Origin of the sequence: Sphingomonas sp. MS122 (assembly GCF_049532975.1) — a bacterium.
In the GTDB taxonomy this organism is placed as follows: domain Bacteria; phylum Pseudomonadota; class Alphaproteobacteria; order Sphingomonadales; family Sphingomonadaceae; genus Sphingomonas.
The window spans coordinates 809,590-825,154 of the sequence record NZ_CP186695.1 but is presented as its reverse complement, the minus strand read 5'-3'; the positions used below and the strand labels follow the sequence as shown (position 1 = coordinate 825,154).

General features: G+C 65.0%; 18 protein-coding genes and 1 pseudogene. 6 read left to right on the top strand and 13 right to left on the bottom strand.

The window, feature by feature from the left end:
• Positions 1-35: 35 nt before the first annotated feature.
• Entirely contained in the window at positions 36-236 is a 201-nt protein-coding gene (locus ACO227_RS03810; protein WP_423605426.1) for a hypothetical protein, read from the bottom strand.
• Positions 214-1,872: an MBL fold metallo-hydrolase gene (locus ACO227_RS03805; protein WP_423605424.1), complete on the bottom strand. Its 1,659-nt coding sequence runs from the start codon at positions 1,870-1,872 to the stop codon at positions 214-216. Before ACO227_RS03805 ends, ACO227_RS03810 begins: the two co-directional genes overlap by 23 nt.
• 386 nt (positions 1,873-2,258) lie before the next feature.
• Between ACO227_RS03805 and ACO227_RS03800 the strand changes: the two genes are divergently transcribed.
• A complete protein-coding gene (locus ACO227_RS03800; RefSeq protein WP_423605423.1) occupies positions 2,259-2,399 on the top strand; it encodes a hypothetical protein in 141 nt (46 codons plus the stop codon).
• 14 nt (positions 2,400-2,413) lie between these two features.
• Here the strand turns inward: ACO227_RS03800 and ACO227_RS03795 are convergent, their stop codons facing one another.
• The 10 genes from ACO227_RS03795 to ACO227_RS03750 form a co-directional block, all read right to left on the bottom strand.
• Entirely contained in the window at positions 2,414-2,875 is a 462-nt protein-coding gene (locus ACO227_RS03795; protein WP_423605421.1) for an NUDIX domain-containing protein, read from the bottom strand.
• 40 nt (positions 2,876-2,915) lie between these two features.
• Complete coding sequence (locus ACO227_RS03790) at positions 2,916-3,128, bottom strand: hypothetical protein (protein ID WP_423605419.1); 213 nt, start codon at positions 3,126-3,128, stop codon at positions 2,916-2,918.
• A gap of 29 nt (positions 3,129-3,157) precedes the next feature.
• Positions 3,158-3,808 (bottom strand): NAD(P)H-dependent oxidoreductase, encoded by a 651-nt coding sequence (locus ACO227_RS03785; protein WP_423605417.1) that lies wholly within the window; start codon positions 3,806-3,808, stop codon positions 3,158-3,160.
• Between the two features lie 12 nt (positions 3,809-3,820).
• The gene (locus tag ACO227_RS03780; protein WP_423605416.1) at positions 3,821-4,624 is read right to left on the bottom strand and encodes a universal stress protein; all 804 of its coding nucleotides are present in this window, start codon (positions 4,622-4,624) and stop codon (positions 3,821-3,823) included.
• A gap of 128 nt (positions 4,625-4,752) precedes the next feature.
• Positions 4,753-5,085, bottom strand: coding sequence for a response regulator (locus tag ACO227_RS03775; protein ID WP_423607248.1), 333 nt, complete (start codon positions 5,083-5,085; stop codon positions 4,753-4,755).
• Positions 5,086-5,198: 113 nt separating this feature from the next.
• Entirely contained in the window at positions 5,199-5,822 is a 624-nt protein-coding gene (locus ACO227_RS03770) for a response regulator transcription factor (RefSeq protein WP_423605414.1), read from the bottom strand.
• A 1-nt stretch (position 5,823) separates the two neighbouring features.
• Positions 5,824-7,365, bottom strand: a complete 1,542-nt coding sequence (locus tag ACO227_RS03765) for a PAS domain-containing sensor histidine kinase (protein ID WP_423605413.1) — start codon at positions 7,363-7,365, stop codon at positions 5,824-5,826.
• A gap of 55 nt (positions 7,366-7,420) precedes the next feature.
• A complete protein-coding gene (locus ACO227_RS03760; protein ID WP_423605411.1) occupies positions 7,421-8,338 on the bottom strand; it encodes a L,D-transpeptidase family protein in 918 nt (305 codons plus the stop codon).
• Positions 8,339-8,361: 23 nt separating this feature from the next.
• On the bottom strand, positions 8,362-8,874 hold the full coding sequence (locus ACO227_RS03755) for an NAD(P)H-dependent oxidoreductase (RefSeq protein ID WP_423605410.1): 513 nt from the start codon (positions 8,872-8,874) through the stop codon (positions 8,362-8,364).
• A gap of 79 nt (positions 8,875-8,953) precedes the next feature.
• Positions 8,954-11,623, bottom strand: coding sequence for a GNAT family N-acetyltransferase (locus ACO227_RS03750; protein ID WP_423605408.1), 2,670 nt, complete (start codon positions 11,621-11,623; stop codon positions 8,954-8,956).
• Positions 11,624-11,764: 141 nt separating this feature from the next.
• Between ACO227_RS03750 and ACO227_RS03745 the strand changes: the two genes are divergently transcribed.
• The 4 genes from ACO227_RS03745 (at position 11,765) to ACO227_RS03730 (ending at position 13,804) form a co-directional block, all read left to right on the top strand.
• Positions 11,765-11,983: a hypothetical protein gene (locus ACO227_RS03745; RefSeq protein WP_423605407.1), complete on the top strand. Its 219-nt coding sequence runs from the start codon at positions 11,765-11,767 to the stop codon at positions 11,981-11,983.
• Between the two features lie 23 nt (positions 11,984-12,006).
• Positions 12,007-12,483, top strand: a complete 477-nt coding sequence (locus ACO227_RS03740; RefSeq protein WP_423605406.1) for an Hsp20/alpha crystallin family protein — start codon at positions 12,007-12,009, stop codon at positions 12,481-12,483.
• Positions 12,484-12,600: 117 nt separating this feature from the next.
• On the top strand, positions 12,601-13,422 hold the full coding sequence (locus tag ACO227_RS03735; protein WP_423605404.1) for a universal stress protein: 822 nt from the start codon (positions 12,601-12,603) through the stop codon (positions 13,420-13,422).
• Positions 13,423-13,432: 10 nt separating this feature from the next.
• Positions 13,433-13,804 (top strand): hypothetical protein, encoded by a 372-nt coding sequence (locus tag ACO227_RS03730; protein ID WP_423605402.1) that lies wholly within the window; start codon positions 13,433-13,435, stop codon positions 13,802-13,804.
• A 41-nt stretch (positions 13,805-13,845) separates the two neighbouring features.
• On the opposite strand, the gene ACO227_RS03725 is transcribed toward ACO227_RS03730, so the two are convergent.
• A complete protein-coding gene (locus tag ACO227_RS03725) occupies positions 13,846-14,106 on the bottom strand; it encodes a hypothetical protein (protein WP_423605401.1) in 261 nt (86 codons plus the stop codon).
• Between the two features lie 227 nt (positions 14,107-14,333).
• Here ACO227_RS03725 and hemA point away from each other — a divergent pair.
• Positions 14,334-15,545, top strand: a pseudogene (hemA, locus tag ACO227_RS03720) (5-aminolevulinate synthase); the annotation flags it as partial.
• Between the last annotated feature and the right edge of the window lie 20 nt (positions 15,546-15,565).

Here is a 15,565-nt window from a genome sequence, read left to right as displayed (position 1 = left end):
GTTGCCTTTGTGTGTCGAGATGCGGCGGAGCGCGATCAGCGATGTGTCCAAGCGATCACGGCCACCCAACCGTCAATCAATGAGGTGGAAATGAATTGAAGGAGTCCAAACAGCATCAGCCCGCCAATGATATAGACGGCGATGGTCCCGGCGCTGCGGGCCATGTGCCCCGCGCGGACTGCGGGGCCGCGCCGTGCGCGCTTCGGTTTGCGTTTACGGCGAAGCAGCTTCGGCATGGGTATCCTCCAGCGCTCGGTCCTCGTTGGCCGCAAACGCCTCCCTCGCTCCACGCGGGTAGGTAACGGACTCTGAGGGAGGCTCCGCGGCGATCGCGCGGTCCGCAGCCTCGAGCGCGGCCCGGCGGGCTGCATCCGAGGGCAGTGCGCGCAGCCGGGCTTCGAGCCCCGCGATGAAGGCAGCATAACGATTGCGCCAGTCCTCCGACGCCACAAGCGAGGCGGCGTCTCCGCGCGGATTTCCGATGCGCTGAGCCGGCTGTCCTGCCTCGAGCAGGAACCGTTCGCCAAGCACGGGCGTGAGTGGCCGGGGAAGACCAGCAAGCATCGCGGCATCGCGAGACAGCTGATCGAGCGCCGGCTGCTCGCCATGGTCAAGAAAAACCGTACCCTTCACAGGGGTACGTTTTTCAAGCCATCTGAGCAGTCCGCTACGGTCTGCATGACCCGAATAGGCGTCGATCGTGCGAACGCGGGCGCGCACGGGAACGTCCCTGCCGGAGATCCGGACGGCTCGGGCGCCCCCGGCGAGCACCGCGCCGAGCGTGCCTCGCGCCTGATAGCCGACAAGCAAGACGGTCGAGTCCACTCGAGGCAGGTTCCGAACAAGGTGATGGCGCACCCGCCCGCCGGTGCACATGCCCGACCCGGCGATGATCACGGCACCCGAGAGCCGGTTGAGGTCCTTCGATTCCTCGACGCTGCGGGTGAAACGCACCTTGGGATGATCGAACGGGGAAGGGCCGCTGCGGGGCGAGCGTTGGAACCGGCGATAGGCCTGCGTCACTCGATCGGCGAGCGGCGCGTCGACGAAGACGGGCATTGGCGCTATTCGTCCGGCATCGAACCCCGCGACGATGTCTTCGATCAGCACCTGTGTGCGTTCGAGCGCGAAAGCCGGAATGATGAGGTTGCCGCCATGCGCGAGCGCCGCCTCGATCTCTCCGGCAAGCAACTCGCGTCGTTGCTCGACCGTCAGGATCGTGCGGTCGCGATTGCCATAGGTCGCTTCGCATACGACATGGTCCCAGCCCCCCGGTGGCGCTGGCGGATCGGGAATCACGGTCGCGCGGGGCCCAATATCGCCGGAGAAGAGCAGCGCCTGCCCATCGATCCTGAGCTCGACCGACGCAGCACCGAGTATGTGATGCGCATCCCAGAAGCGCAGCGAGATGCTGGGCAGCGGTTCGGCCCACTTGCCGATCGCCAGCCCCTCGACTTGCGCGACGAGCCGCTCGACATCGTCGAAATCATAGAGCGGCTCGAAGCGCGGGAGACCCACCCGGTCCGGCCGCTCGTTCCGCCGTTCCGCATCGGCGGCCTGCAGGTTGGCTGCATCCGCGAGCAAGGGGCCGAGGAGCTGTCGATTGGGCAGTGCGGACAAGATTGGTGCACGAAGACCTTCGCGCACCAGCAGCGGCAAGCGCCCGGAATGGTCGAGATGGGCGTGCGTGAGAATGACGAGGTCGAGCTCAGCCGGGTCGAACGGAAGCTGCTCATAGTTCAACGCCTCGAGCGAGCGCGAGCCTTGATACAGCCCGCAGTCGATGAGCAGTCGATGGCGCTCTGATCTGAGCTCCATGCACGATCCGGTGACCGTGCCTGCGGCGCCGTGGAAGATGAGTTCTAACGACATTCCTGGATCCGTCATTCCCTCGAGTTGCGGCGACCGGACACCTGTCGAGTATCGTGCGCCGCAATCGAGCCTGCCGATCGGCGACCGGGGACGGCATTGGGAATGTCCCGGATATAGCTCCGGCTCCCCGCTGGCGGACCACCATTGTGTCAGCTTGATCGCCATATCCGTACACCCCCGGATTCCGATGCGCCTTCATCTCGAACACACCGAGCCGATCAAACAGAGGAGTTGGTCATGTTCGAACCCGGCAAAGCCCCGTTTTCTACCCTTCAGGTGAATCGCAATCGCCGAGCGCTCTCGGGTATCTGGCTGCTCGTGGGAATGGTGGTGATGCTCGCTGTAATCGCGGCGCTTCAGCCACTCCGGTGAATCAGGGGCGAACGGTGCGTCGTGCCGCATGGCGCCAGCCGGCCAGGCTCGGTGCCGTCGTTCTGGCGGCGGTGCTGGTTGGCGCGCTCATCAAGCTGGGGATATCTCTTGCCCGTGACTTCTGGATCCTCGTGATCGCGTGGATGCAGCCCTGAGCCTTCGTCGTGCGTCAAAAGGCCAGCGCTTGCTCGAGGCGTTCGAGCAGCGGCCGCTGGCTCGGCAGGATCCAGGCCGAAGCTTCGTCGAGCGTCATCCATCGCGCCGCGTCGATCTCAGGAAAGGCTTCGCGTCGGCCGCTGTGCGGCGGCCATTCGAGTTCGAACGTCTGACTGCGTAAGGCCGCGGGATCGAATTCTCCGGCCAAGGCGAACGCATCGACGATCTTGCCGCCGGCCTGGCGGATGCGGCCAAGCGGAACCAGCTCGCCGCTTATGGCGAGGCCCAGCTCCTCCTCGAGCTCACGGCGCGCGGCGGCCTCCGGCGTCTCGTCCGCTTCGATCAGTCCCTTGGGAAGTTGCCAGGCGCCGACCTGCTTGTTGCGCCAGAACGGGCCGCCCGGATGGACGAGCAGCACCTCGATTCCCCGCTCGGCAACACGATAGAGAAGCACACCTGCGCTTTGCTGCGCCATTGCCTGACTCTCCGATCACCGAAGCGCGTTTGCAACCCGGCTATTCGTTCTCGCCGGGCGGTGGTGCGGGCGCCTCGTCGGGCTGCGGATCCTCGATCGGCGCCGTATCTGGATCGCAGCGGTCCGGCGGCGGCGGCGCATATTCGGGCGCCGCAAGTGGCGGCGTCTCGGGCAGCGGTGCAGCCGACGGCGCTTCGGGCGGGCACGGCGGTGTTGCAGGGTCGTTCGGGGCGATTGGCGGGCGGTTCGGCATCGGTCGCGTTCCCTAGCGGTGGCAGGCAGCTAGCTGTTCGCCCAGCCCAGATGCCGTGCGGTGACTCGCGCGTTCCGCTCCTGCGCTAGCTCGCTGCACATGAACCGTGCGGTCTGCTCCACGCGGCCGAGCAGTTCGGCGATGTAGCTCTCGCGCGTACCCTCGACCACCGATTCGAAGTGCACGTGCTCCGCCTCGCGGAAGCCGAACAGGTTGGCAAGATAGGCGTCGAATGCGTGGCGGAGCGAAAGCCACTGCCCACGCTCGTTGAGCCAAGGCAAGCTCGTCGCGGAGCTGGACAGCGTCAGAAACCGCTTGCCGTGGAACAGCGCTGCAGCAGCTTCGGTCTTGAGATACTGGGGGCGGAAATTCGCGCCGAGCACCCGCTCGACATAGCCCTTGATGATCGCCGGCGGCGTGCCGAACCAGATCGGATAGACGAACACCAGGACGTCGCAGGCCTGCAGCATCGCGAGCTCGGCTTCGATGTCGGGCGAGGGCGATTCTCCAGGACGCAGCAACGGATCGAAATTGAGCGCATACAGGTCGCGCACCTCCGCCTCCTGCCAACACTCGCGCGCGACACGCTGGTACGTCTCGGCAACCTGATGATTGAAGCTGCGGGGCGTCGGATGGCCCAGCACGATCATGTGGCGCGGCGCCTCGGTGGTCGTCGTCATTCTCTCCTCCATTCAATGCGCGAGGAAGAGCGGCACGGGACATTCGCGCAGCATCCGCCGCGTGACGCCGCCGATCATCGCTTCGACCATCCGGCTGTGCCCGAACCCGCCCATGACGAGATAGCTTGCCGCGCTCTCGACGAGTTCGTTGAGGATCACCGTGCTCGGGAGGTCCACGGCGGAGGAGCGCCGCAGGATGGTCGCCTTGATCCCGTGCCGTGACAGATATTCTGCGGCTTCGAACGCGGGCAGGTTGATCGAGCCGTCATGGACCTCGAGGATCGTCACGCGTTCGGCGAGCTGGAGCAGCGGTACGGCGGCGCGGAGCGCGGCCTCGGCCTCGCGCGAACCGTCCCAGGCGACCATCGCATGACCGAAGGGATCGAAACGGCGCGTACGCTCGGGCACCGCGAGAACCGGCTTGCCCGATTTCACGACGACCTCGCCGGCTAGGCCGAACATGTCGGGATAGGTCGTGTCGTCGAGCTGCCGGTTGAGCACCAGCACATCGCTGATGGCGGTCGCGTCGCGCAGCGACGAGGCCAGGTCGCCGGTGACGTCGATCCAGGTGTAGCCGACCTCCTCGTCGCCGAGCCGTGGCTCCATCCGCGCGCGATTTCGCCGCTCGGCCGCTTGTTCATCGGCGATGAGGGTGGCCGTGCCGCCGAATACGCCATAGTCGTCGATCGCCACTGGCAGCATCGAGACATCGAGACAGGTCAGATGGCCATCGACCGCACGGGTAAGATCGAGCGCGCACTGGAAACGCGCTTCCTGCCCGGCATCGTCGTGCATGAGCACCAGAATGTTCTTCATGGAATCGCCTCCGTTGGTATCGAGTAAAAGCTATTGAGGCGAAGAGAACGTGGTCACTGGGATATGTACCTATGCTCGAGTAGTGCGGTTCGGAGGGTGGCAGAGGCCACGGTATCGGCCTTTGACCGTCAGTTCGATGCAATCGCGGCGAGGAGCCTGTGATGGGGGACCGGCTTCTCGAGGATCGCGGCGTAACCGGCCAAATTCGCACTGGCCGTCAGGCTTGGCGAGGGAAAACCGGTAACGAGCACCGCGCGGCCGTTCCAGTCGCGCGAACGGAGCGCGCCAAGCAGCGCGATGCCGTCAGAATCCGGCAGCCTATAGTCCGCGACCAGCACGCTCGCGTCCGTCGCTGACGGATCGGCGAGGGCGTGCGCAGCTGAGGGATAGGCGCGAACCTGATAGCCCTGATTATAGAGCATGAGCTGAAGCGCGCGCCGCAGCGCATCGTCGTCTTCCACCAGCAGCAACGATGGGCGCTTCTCATCGACACGGGGGTGGGCCGACAAGCGGACACTTTCTTGTATCATGGAAGATGCATGCGCAGCGAGGCGGCGCTGGTCGTTACGTAATCCTACGAAACGCCACTTTTTCCGAGACCTGCCGCGAATGCGATCCGCAACGCATCGGGGAAGGTGTGCACACGTAGCTTCGTCATGACGTTAGCGCGGTGGACCTCGACGGTACGGGGCGAGATTCCGAGGTCGTAGGCGATTGTCTTGTTGGGCAGGCCCTGAGCAAGTCCCTCAAGCACCTCCCGTTCGCGCGGCGTGAGCGCCGCGATCCGCACCTGGGCCTCCGATTCGGCCCCCGCGACGTCTTCCGATCGCTCGAGGCGGACAAATGCGGTGTTGATCGCGCGAAGGAGATCGTCCTTGTCGGATGGCTTCTCGAGAAAGTCGACGGCACCTTCCTTCATCGCCTGCACAGCGGCGGTCACGTCGCCATGACCGGTGAGCATGACGACTGGCATGCTGATACCCATGGCGTTCAGATCGCGCTGCACCTCGAGCCCGTCCTTTTCTGGCATGCGGATGTCCAGGAGGATGCAACCGGGAGCCGCATGGCGAACCTCCTTCAAAAAGATCACACCAGACTCATATGACCTGACGTCGAACCCCGACGTCTTCAGCACGAAGCTGACCGACCGCCGGATTGCAGGATCGTCATCGACGAGGTGAACCAGCTTCTTTTCCATCCTATGCCTCGACTTCCGCGCTCATGAGGGTGAAGTTGAAAATGGTGCCGCCGCCTTCGCGTGGCTCGGCCCAGATGCGCCCGCCATGTGCCTCGACGATCGTACGGCAGATCGAAAGGCCGAGGCCCATGCCGTTCTCTTTGGTCGTAGCGAAGGCCTGGAAAAGCTGCGGCACGATACTCTCGGGAATGCCCGCACCCGTATCGGCGATCGAGACGCGTACCATCTCCCCGGTATCGCGCGCGGTGCTGATGGTCAGGTCGCAAATTACGCACCCAGCGAGCGCCTCGACGGCATTGCGGAGCAGGTTTACGAGTACCTGCTGAATCTGCACGCGTTCCACGAGTACATGCTTTACGCTACGGTCCAGCTCGAAGAAGGTGCGGATTCCCCGCTCACGCGCGCCAATCAGCGCCAGCCGGCTTGCTTCGTCGATCAGGTGATTAAGGTCTTCCACGCGCTTTTCGACCTCGCCTCGCGCAACGAATTCGCGCAGCCGGCGAACGATATTGCCGGCGCGAAGCGCTTCATTGGCGGTTTCATCGAGCGTTTCGGCGAGTAGCGCCTGAACATCATTGCTCGGGTCCGCGAGCAAATCGCGCGCGCCCTGCATGAAGTAGGTGATAGCGGCCAGCGGTTGGTTGAGCTCGTGCGCGAGCGTGGACGCCATCGTGCCCATGGCGCTCAGGCGGGAGACGTGGATCAGCTCCGACTGAAGCTCCTTGAGGCGAAGCTCGGCGCGTTGCTGCTCGGTCAGATCGCGGATGAAGCCAGTGAAGATGCGGTGGCCCTCGCTCGCGGCTTCGCCGACGGAGAGTTCCATCGGAAATACGGTGCCGTCCCGCCGCTGGCCGGAAACGATACGGCCGATGCCGATGATCCGGCGCTCGCCCGTATCGAGATAGTGCGCGATATAATGGTCATGCCGCTCGCGATCGGGCGAAGGCATCAGCATATCGACGTTCTTGCCGACCACATCGGCCTCGGTCCAGCCGAACAGCCGTTCTGCCGCCGCGCTGAATGAAAGGATGGTCGCATGCTCGTCGATGACGATCATCGCGTCAGGCACTGTCGCCAGGATCGAGCGTAAGTGCAGCTCACTGCGCGCGAGCGCGGTTTCCGTCGCCTTGCGTGCCGTGATGTCAAATAGCGTCTGGCCAAAGCCGCGCAGAACACCTGCGTCGTCCCAGAGGGCGATCAACATCACGTCGGCGAAGAATTCCGATCCGTCACGGCGCGCGCGCCAGCCCTCGTTTCGAACGCGGGTTCGCTCGCGCGCCTTCATGAGATCGGCGGCGGGGACGCCCTCCTTCTGTTGATCGGAGGGGTAGAGCAGATCGAACGGCTGCCCGACGACCGCCGCCGCGTCCCAGCCGGTGAGCAGCTCGGCGCCGCGGTTCCAGGACTTGATCCGGCCCTCGGTGTCGATGAGGAACGACGCACGATCGTTCACGCTCTCGATGAAGAGCGCGAGCTCGTCCGGATCAGGAAGCGCTTGACCGGTCACGGCTTCTCCATCTTGGCAATTGCGGTGCTTTCCCATCCGGAACAATACGCAGGGTTGCGCTTCGCGGCCAATCCCTGGCGGCTCCGGCCTCCTAGTTACGGCGTGTGGGCTGCTTGTCGGCTTCCAACAACGCCGGCTCGATACTACCGAGCTTGAGCTTGTCAGGCGTGACGACGACGGTCGCGCCTGGGACCAGGACTTGCTCGACCAGCGCGCGGAAGTCCGGAGGCGAGATAATCTTGACCGTTCCAGCGGAGGAATCAGGGGCTTGGCCGGGCAGCGGTATGCGCGCCCATTCCAGGCGAGCCGACGGTGCCCGCACCAGCGCGAACAACTGCGGACGATCGACCTTGCCTTCGATCGATAGCCTCGCAGAGCCGATCAGCTTGCCGTTTCGCAGCACGACCACGCGCTGCTCCGCGCTGCTGACGAGAATCGAAACCGGGCCGGTGGGCGCGGCCTCGGGCTTCCACATGAATGTCGCATCGTCTGTCCCAGCGGCGAGCTCGATGCCGAGTGCCAGAACAGGCGCTGAGGGTCGGTCAGTGACGATGACGGTCATGCCGAGTCGGGTCTCGTCGAACAACAGCCTGGCGAATTCGTGCGGCAGTCGGATGCATCCGTGCGACGCCGGATAGCCGGGCAGATGGCCGCCATGGAGCGCCACGCCACCCCAGGTCAGCCGTTGCATATGCGGCATCGGCGCGCTGTCGTAGATGCTGGAGAAATGCACTGCCTCCTTCTCGAGAATCGTGAAGACGCCGAGCGGTGTCTTGTGGCTCTTGCGGCCGGTGGAGACGGTGGTGATCGCGATCGGAAGCCCATTGCGGTAGAGCACCGCGCGTTGCGTGCGGACGTTGACGATGAGGATCATCGGTCCTTCGGGCGCCGCCTGCGGCATCCACAGATATTCGCCGGGCTTCAGCCGTGCGACCGCTTGCCGGACTGAGCCGGAGTCGAGTGACTGGCCATTCCCCGCGATCGCGCAGCCGCATGCGGTCGCGATCACCGCGGCAGCCAGCGCGACTCGTCTCATGCCCCGCGGCTGCCGAGATCAAGCATCTCGCCGAGCCATTCCTCGCGCTGCTCGGCCGAGCCCTCGACCCCACCGATCAGCGTATGTTCGACGGGCCGGATACCCGCGAGCTTGAGGATATTGCGCTCAAGGCTCTTTACGCTGTGGGCGCCGAAGTAGAAGCGATAGAAGAATGCGGGCATGCCCATCGTCACTACCAGGCGTGCTGACTTGCCCTTGAGCAGCCCGCGTGGCCCACGCGACCCTTCGGCGATCGCGAAGCCTGGCCGGGCGACCTGTTCGAGGAAGCCCTTGAGCAGCGCGGGCACGTCGCCCAGCCACAATGGATACAGAATGACGATATGATCAGCCCAGGCGATCGTGGCCTGTGCTTCGGCGATCGCTGGAGCGAGCTTTCCGTCCGTCCATTCGGCGCGTGAACGGATCAGCGGAAAGTCCATTGTGGCCAGCTCGATCCGCCGCACCTCGTGTCGGCCGATCAGCGCACCGTCGGCATAGGCGTCGGCCAAAGCATGTACGAAGCGCGCACGGTCGGGATCGGGATGACCGTCGATGACCGCGATCCTGCGTGATCCTTGCGTTGCCATGTCAGCCGACCGCTTCGGGCTGCCGCAGCACCTTGCGGACCAGCGTCTCGGTCGGGCTGTCGGGGCAAGGGGTCGTGGTGAAGCCCATCTCGCGCTCGAGCTGGAGCGCGGCATGGTTCTCGCTGCTTTCGAGCGACTCGACGCTGCTGACCCCTTCGCTTTCCGCGTAACGCAGCATATGCTGGAGGAGCGACCAGCTGATGCCCTTATGCTTCCAGCCGGCACGAACCGAGATCGCGAGTTCGGCGCGCGTGCGGTCGGGGTCGCTAACCAGAAACGCGCTTGCGACCAGCACCTCGCCGGCGAAAGCCAGGAAGTGCATGGCACGGCGATAATCGATCTGAGTCATCGCTGCGAGGCGCTCGTGACCAACCTCGTGGATCGCTGACAGGAAACGGAAGCGCAGATCCTCGGAGGAGACCTCCCGGAAGAAGTCGGCGAGCTCGGGCTCGTCATCGGGCGTCACCGGTCGCACGTGCAGCTCCACCCCCTCGCGCGTCGTGAGATCGGTGGTCCATTCGACCGGCACTGGACGGATCACCATGCGTGATCGGGCTGGCTGCGCTGTGATCCGCATCCTCGCATCGAGCACGAGCGCGCCGTTCTCGTCCAGGACGAGAGGATTGATGTCGAGCTCGGCGATATCCGGCAGCTCCGCGGCGATTCTCGCGACCGCATTGAGAATCCGCACCAGCGCATCGATGTCCGCGGCGGGTTCGTCGCGATAGCCCGCCAGCAGCCGTGCGATACGCGTTTGCAAGATCATTTCGCGGGCGAGCGTATCGTCGAGCGGCGGCAAGCCGAGCGCGCGATCAGCAATCACCTCGACGGCCTTCCCGCCGGCTCCAACCGTGATCATGGGTCCGAAGGTCGGATCGTCATACATGCCGACGAGGAGCTCGTGCTTGCCGCGCACCTCGACCATCGGTTCGACCTCGAATCCGAGCAGCTTTGCCGATGGATGCTCGTGCGCGATGCGCTTCGCCATGGCTTCCGCCGCGTGAACGGCGCTCGCGGCGTCCGGGAGGTCGAGGGCGACTCCGCCGACATCCGACTTGTGCGTGAGTTCGCGGCTGACGATCTTAAGCGCGTATGGCGGATCGATCAGCGCGCAGGCGGCCCAGATGGCGCCGGTCGTCTGGGCAAAGCGCCCGTGATGGATCGGGACGCCGAATGCCTCGAGAATCGCCTTCGCCTCGGTCGCGGTAAGCGTCGTTCGGCGATCGACACGCGCGCCGCTGATCACGGCCATCGCCTTGCCGCGATCTCGTGTGGAGACGCTGAGGCGCGCGGGCGCTCGCATCAATGATTCACGGGCCGCGCGTGCGGCAATCAGATAGCCGAAGCCCCGCACGGCATCGTCGAGATTGTCGAACAACGGAATACCGGTGCCGGCGAAGGCGGCGCGCGCAGCGTCGGCATTGTGCGGTCCCATCCAGCAAGCGAGCACTGGTGTGCGGCGGGGAAAGCTATCCTTGGCGACCTGGTCGGCGACTACCTGCGCGATCTCGGTACCGGCAGCGACGGCGGTCGGGCAGTGCATGACCAGGACGGCATCGACGTGCGGATCTGCCGCTGCCGCCTCGATGCCTGCGACGAAGCGCTCGGCACGCGCATCGCCGACGACGTCGATTGGATTGGCGCGCGACCATCCGCGCGGGAGTGCCGCATCGAGCGTGGTGATGGTCGCCGGCGCGAGCTGCGCGAGATGGCCGCCGACTTTCTGCAGTGCATCTGCGGCCAGCACTCCGGCGCCGCCGCCATTGGTGACAATCGCGAGGGAATTTCCGCGAAACAGCTGCCGCCGAGCCAGGACCTGTGTCGCATCGAACAGTTCAGTGAGCGTTTCGACCGAGACGATACCAGCGCGTCGGAATGCGGCCAGGTGCGCGTCATAGGAGCCGCCGAGCGCGCCAGTGTGCGTGAGCGCCGCTCGATTTGCGCCATCCGTGCGCCCCGCCTTCAGGGCGACGACCGGTTTGACCCCAGCGGCGGCGCGGGCGGCCGACATGAACTTGGCGGGATCGCTGATGCTCTCGACGTAGAGCGCGATGGCATCGGTCTTCGGGTCGGCGGCGAACAGATCGATCAGATCGCCGAAATCTGCGTCGGCGGCGTCGCCGAGCGAGACGATGCCGGAGAAGCCGACATCACGCGCATTCGCCCAATCGATCATCGAGGTCACCAGCGCACCGCTTTGCGATATCAGCGCGAGCCCGCCGGGACGCGGCGCTGCCTGTGCGAACGATCCGTTCAAGCGCGCGTGCGGCATCATCACGCCCAGGCAGTTCGGGCCGACGACGCGGAGAAGGTGCGGTCGCGCGGCATCGAGGATCGCCTGGCGGAGTTCAGGCTCATGAAATCCAGAGGAGATCACCACGGCAAGGCGCGTCCCCTTCGCGCCGAGTTCGGCGACGATGCCCGGCACGGTCCGCGCTGGCGTGACGATGATCGCAAGATCGGGCGCGATCGGCAGATCGCCGACGCTCGGCACACACCAGTCGCCGTCGAGGTCGACCTGTTTCGGATTGACCGTGAACACCGGCCCATCGAAGCCGCCATCCAGAACATTTTCGAGTACGCGCTGCCCAACCGTGCCGGCACGGCTCGACGCTCCGACGATGGCGACGCTGCGCGGCCGCAGCAGTTTGTCCAGGTTTCGGATGCTCATTTCGGCGCCCTTCTGCGGGAAGATCTTCGCAAAGGGTGCGTGGCCGACCGACCGCCGCCTATCCGGGAAGCACCGTAGGCCGGCTTGGGGAATCTACCGATTCTGGCCGGGTCTTCCCCTACCTTAGCCTTTGATCAAGTCATGAGGATTGCCATGCTCGATCATGAATTGGCCCATGCCCCACCGCCGCCGCTAGTCCCGCTGCCGGCATATCTTCCGGCGGTGCTGCCCACGTTGTGGTGGAACGCAATGCTGGACGTGTGGATGCCCGGCCAGGTGCAGCCGCGGCGATCCGAGGGCTGTGACCTGGTTGTCCCCGATCGGATCGCCGAGGCGGGCCGGCCGGCACTGTTTGCCTGACCTCTTCTACAGGAGAAGTAGCGATGAATGATATCAGCCCCGTCAACGGCAATCGCCCTGTCGCCTCTGAAACGCCGTTCGGCTGGCTCCGGCACGAGATCGATCGGCTCTTCGACGATATCGGGCGTCCCGCGCGCGAATCGGTCCGCTCGTTCGCCGGTTTCGGCCCCAGGCCGGCGGTCGAGCTGATCGAGCGCGACAAGGACTATCGCCTCACGGTCGAGCTGCCCGGCGTGAAGGAAGACGATGTCGAGGTGAGTCTCGCCGACGGCATCCTGACGCTCAAGGGGGACAAGCGGGAGCATGAGGAGCGCAAGGAAGGGGGCTTCATGCTGAGCGAGCGGCGCTATGGTGCGTTCGAACGGCAGATCCGGCTGCCGGCGGATGCCGATCCCGATGAGATCGAGGCCAAGTTCAAGAAGGGCGTGCTCACCCTCACCATCGCGAAGGACGAGGAGAAGGCGCCGCAACCGCGCAAGATTACCGTGAACGCGGAATGAAGCTGCGGGCGACGGCGTCTGCACCCGGCGCTCGGCGCCGGCGCCGCGTCGTCACGGACTCGCACGAATACCGCTCGACTCGGCAACGAGAAGCGAGGCGGACCACGGAGACAAGCCATGAAGAATATTCTCGCGATCGTCGAAGCGCCGGACAGGGCGGCCCCGATCATCGATGCCGCGGCCGCGATGGCGCTGGCGCATGAGGCTCATCTCGAGATCGCGGTGCTGACGCCGGGGCCGGTGGCGAGTCCGGCGCTTGTGCCGCTCGGTGCCATGTACGTCCCCGACGAGGTGATGGTGCGCGACTCAAAGGCAAACGTCGCGGCAGTCGAAGCGCTCGCGATGGGCGCGCACTGCCCGGTCGCTGTGTTCGGCTTGCACGACGATGTCGCCTGGCTTGCCGGCGATTTGCGGCGGAGCCGGCAGATTGCCGATCTGATCGTCATCGGAACCGCCGTGACCTGGGAACTCCACTGGCTGCGCCGGCGAGTGATCGAGACGTTGATCCTCTCGTCCGGCACGCCGCTCGTGATCCTTCCCCCTGATCGCCGCGTCGTTCGCGTGCGCCACGCGGTGCTCGGCTGGAAGCCGGGTCCCGAGGCCAATCGCGCGCTTCATGACCTGGTCCGGCTGCTCGAGCCCGAAGCGCAGGTCGACATCGTGATCGTGAGCGACAGGCCCGTGCAAGCAGCAGATGACCAAAGCGGGCTGGAAGTGAGGCGGCATCTCGGCCGGCACGGTTTCCTGGCCGAGCTTCACCATCTCGTGGATCGAGAGCACTGTGAAGCTGACGCGCTGCAGCAGTTCGCGATCGAGGCGCATGCCGACCTGCTCGCGATCGGCGGCTTTGGGCATTCGCGGATCCGGGAGGTGATGCTCGGCGGTGTCACGCGTGCCATCATCGAGGATGCACGAATTCCCGTGCTGCTTTCGCATTGAGGGCTGGCTGATGACCTGGCACCTGATCCGCCTCGACCTTGCGCGCTCCGCGGCTCATCCGGATGGCTCGCGTGAGCACTGCTATCTGCTGTGCATCCCGCTGGATAATCATGGCCTGATCGACAGGACGGCGATCCGTGCGGAACCTGAGCGCGCCACGGTCCTGCGATCGTCGCCCGATGAGCCCGAGCGGACAGGGCGTGTCGGCCACACGAACGGCCGCTGGGTCTTCTCGTACCTACCCGGTGATGGTGACGACGAAGAGCTGTTTCACCTGGAAACGCATCCGCTACGTGAAGGCGACTTCATGACCATTACCGATGCTTCCGGTGAGGCGCGCTGCTTTGAGGTTTCCTCGTCACGCACCTTGGCCGCCGCCTGACGCTGGAATGCTGGGCTTTCTTAGGTTACGCCCCGTCGAGCTCAAGCAGCCTTTGCGCGCTCCTCTATGTTCGCGGCATGTACTGGACGTTGCTCCGACCCCAGCAAATAGGCTTCCCAATCGTCCATCAGTGCGCGACGTTTCAGGAACGCGTCGCCACGGCGATAGGCGCGCGACGTTTCGTCTCCGACTTGGTGGGCAAGCGCCTGTTCGACCACGGACTCGGCGTGGTTCGTCATCTCGCCCATATAGTCGCGGAATGTGCTGCGCATGCCATGAACGGTGTAGCGCCCCAGCTTCATACGCCGAAGGACCATAGTCATCGCTATCTGCGAAAGCGGCTTACCCATCTTATGGCCTGCGAATAAGAAAGCGTTCGGAGGACTCCTGCTCCGCCATTTACCTTTGATTTTATTGAGGAAATTTTGGATCCCGGGACCTTCGGTGCAGAAGTCACCTTTCTCTACGGGAAGTCCACAATGCCTCGCCCGAAGTGGGCTTCTTAAGGCGATGCCTTCGGGAGGGTGCATTGCATTACAGGCAGCATTTCCAGGAGGCGATCGACCGGCTGCATGCCGAGGGCCGCTATCGCGTGTTCATCGACATCCTGCGCAACAAGGGCATGTTTCCCAATGCGCGCTGCTTCGCCGGGCATAATGGCCCCAAGCCGATCACGGTGTGGTGCTCGAACGACTATCTCGCGATGGGCCAGCATCCCAAGGTGATCGCGGCGATGGAGGAAGCGCTGCACGATGTCGGCGCGGGCTCGGGCGGCACACGCAACATCGGCGGCAACACGCACTACCATGTCGATCTCGAAGGCGAGCTCGCCGACCTGCACGGCAAGGAAGGCGCGCTGCTGTTCACCAGCGGCTATGTCTCGAACGAGGCGACGCTCTCGACGCTCGCCAAGATCCTGCCCGGCTGCATCATCTATTCGGACGAGCTCAACCACGCTTCGATGATCGCGGGCATCCGCAATTCGGGCTGCGAGAAGCGCGTGTGGCGGCACAACGACCTCGCCCATCTCGAGGCGCTGCTCGCCGCCGACGATCCCACCGCGCCCAAGCTGATCGCGTTCGAGAGCGTCTACTCGATGGACGGCGACGTCGCCCCGATCCATGCGATCTGCGACCTTGCCGACAAGTACAACGCGCTCACCTATCTCGACGAGGTCCACGCCGTCGGCATGTACGGCACGCGCGGCGGCGGCATTTCGGAGCGGGACGAAGCGGCGAGCCGGCTGACGATCATCGAAGGCACGCTGGGCAAGGCGTTCGGCGTGATGGGGGGCTATATCGCCGCGGACCAGACGATCATCGACGTGATCCGCAGCTACGCCCCCGGCTTCATCTTCACCACCTCGCTCTCGCCGGTGCTGGTCGCCGGGGCGCTGGCGTCGGTCCGCCACCTCAAGCAGTCGAGCGAGGAGCGCGACGGGCAGCAGGCGGCCGCGGCGAGCCTCAAGGCGATGTTCGCCGAGGCGGGCCTGCCGGTGATGGACTCGGTCACCCACATCGTGCCGCTGATGGTCGGCGATCCGGTCAAGGCCAAGCGGATCAGCGACATCCTGCTCGCCGAGTACGGCGTCTACGTCCAGCCGATCAACTATCCGACCGTGCCGCGCGGCACCGAGCGGCTGCGCTTCACCCCGGGACCGGCGCATACGCCAGCGATGATGCGCGAGCTCACCACCGCGCTGGTCGAGATCTGGGAACGGCTCGAACTGCGCGCCGCGGCCGCGGCGCCGGTCAAGCCTAG

Bases quoted from the DNA above. Each gene is read 5' to 3' on its own strand.
- ACO227_RS03810 (WP_423605426.1), bottom strand. From the start codon at position 236: ATGCCGAAGCTGCTTCGCCGTAAACGCAAACCGAAGCGCGCACGGCGC.
- ACO227_RS03805 (WP_423605424.1), bottom strand. From the start codon at position 1,872: ATGTCGTTAGAACTCATCTTCCACGGCGCCGCAGGCACGGTCACCGGA.
- ACO227_RS03795 (WP_423605421.1), bottom strand. From the start codon at position 2,875: ATGGCGCAGCAAAGCGCAGGTGTGCTTCTCTATCGTGTTGCCGAGCGG.
- ACO227_RS03790 (WP_423605419.1), bottom strand. From the start codon at position 3,128: ATGCCGAACCGCCCGCCAATCGCCCCGAACGACCCTGCAACACCGCCG.
- ACO227_RS03785 (WP_423605417.1), bottom strand. From the start codon at position 3,808: ATGACGACGACCACCGAGGCGCCGCGCCACATGATCGTGCTGGGCCAT.
- ACO227_RS03780 (WP_423605416.1), bottom strand. From the start codon at position 4,624: ATGAAGAACATTCTGGTGCTCATGCACGACGATGCCGGGCAGGAAGCG.
- ACO227_RS03770 (WP_423605414.1), bottom strand. From the start codon at position 5,822: ATGGAAAAGAAGCTGGTTCACCTCGTCGATGACGATCCTGCAATCCGG.
- ACO227_RS03765 (WP_423605413.1), bottom strand. From the start codon at position 7,365: ATGGGAAAGCACCGCAATTGCCAAGATGGAGAAGCCGTGACCGGTCAA.
- ACO227_RS03750 (WP_423605408.1), bottom strand. From the start codon at position 11,623: ATGAGCATCCGAAACCTGGACAAACTGCTGCGGCCGCGCAGCGTCGCC.
- ACO227_RS03745 (WP_423605407.1), top strand. From the start codon at position 11,765: ATGAGGATTGCCATGCTCGATCATGAATTGGCCCATGCCCCACCGCCG.
- ACO227_RS03740 (WP_423605406.1), top strand. From the start codon at position 12,007: ATGAATGATATCAGCCCCGTCAACGGCAATCGCCCTGTCGCCTCTGAA.
- ACO227_RS03735 (WP_423605404.1), top strand. From the start codon at position 12,601: ATGAAGAATATTCTCGCGATCGTCGAAGCGCCGGACAGGGCGGCCCCG.
- ACO227_RS03730 (WP_423605402.1), top strand. From the start codon at position 13,433: ATGACCTGGCACCTGATCCGCCTCGACCTTGCGCGCTCCGCGGCTCAT.
- ACO227_RS03725 (WP_423605401.1), bottom strand. From the start codon at position 14,106: ATGAAGCTGGGGCGCTACACCGTTCATGGCATGCGCAGCACATTCCGC.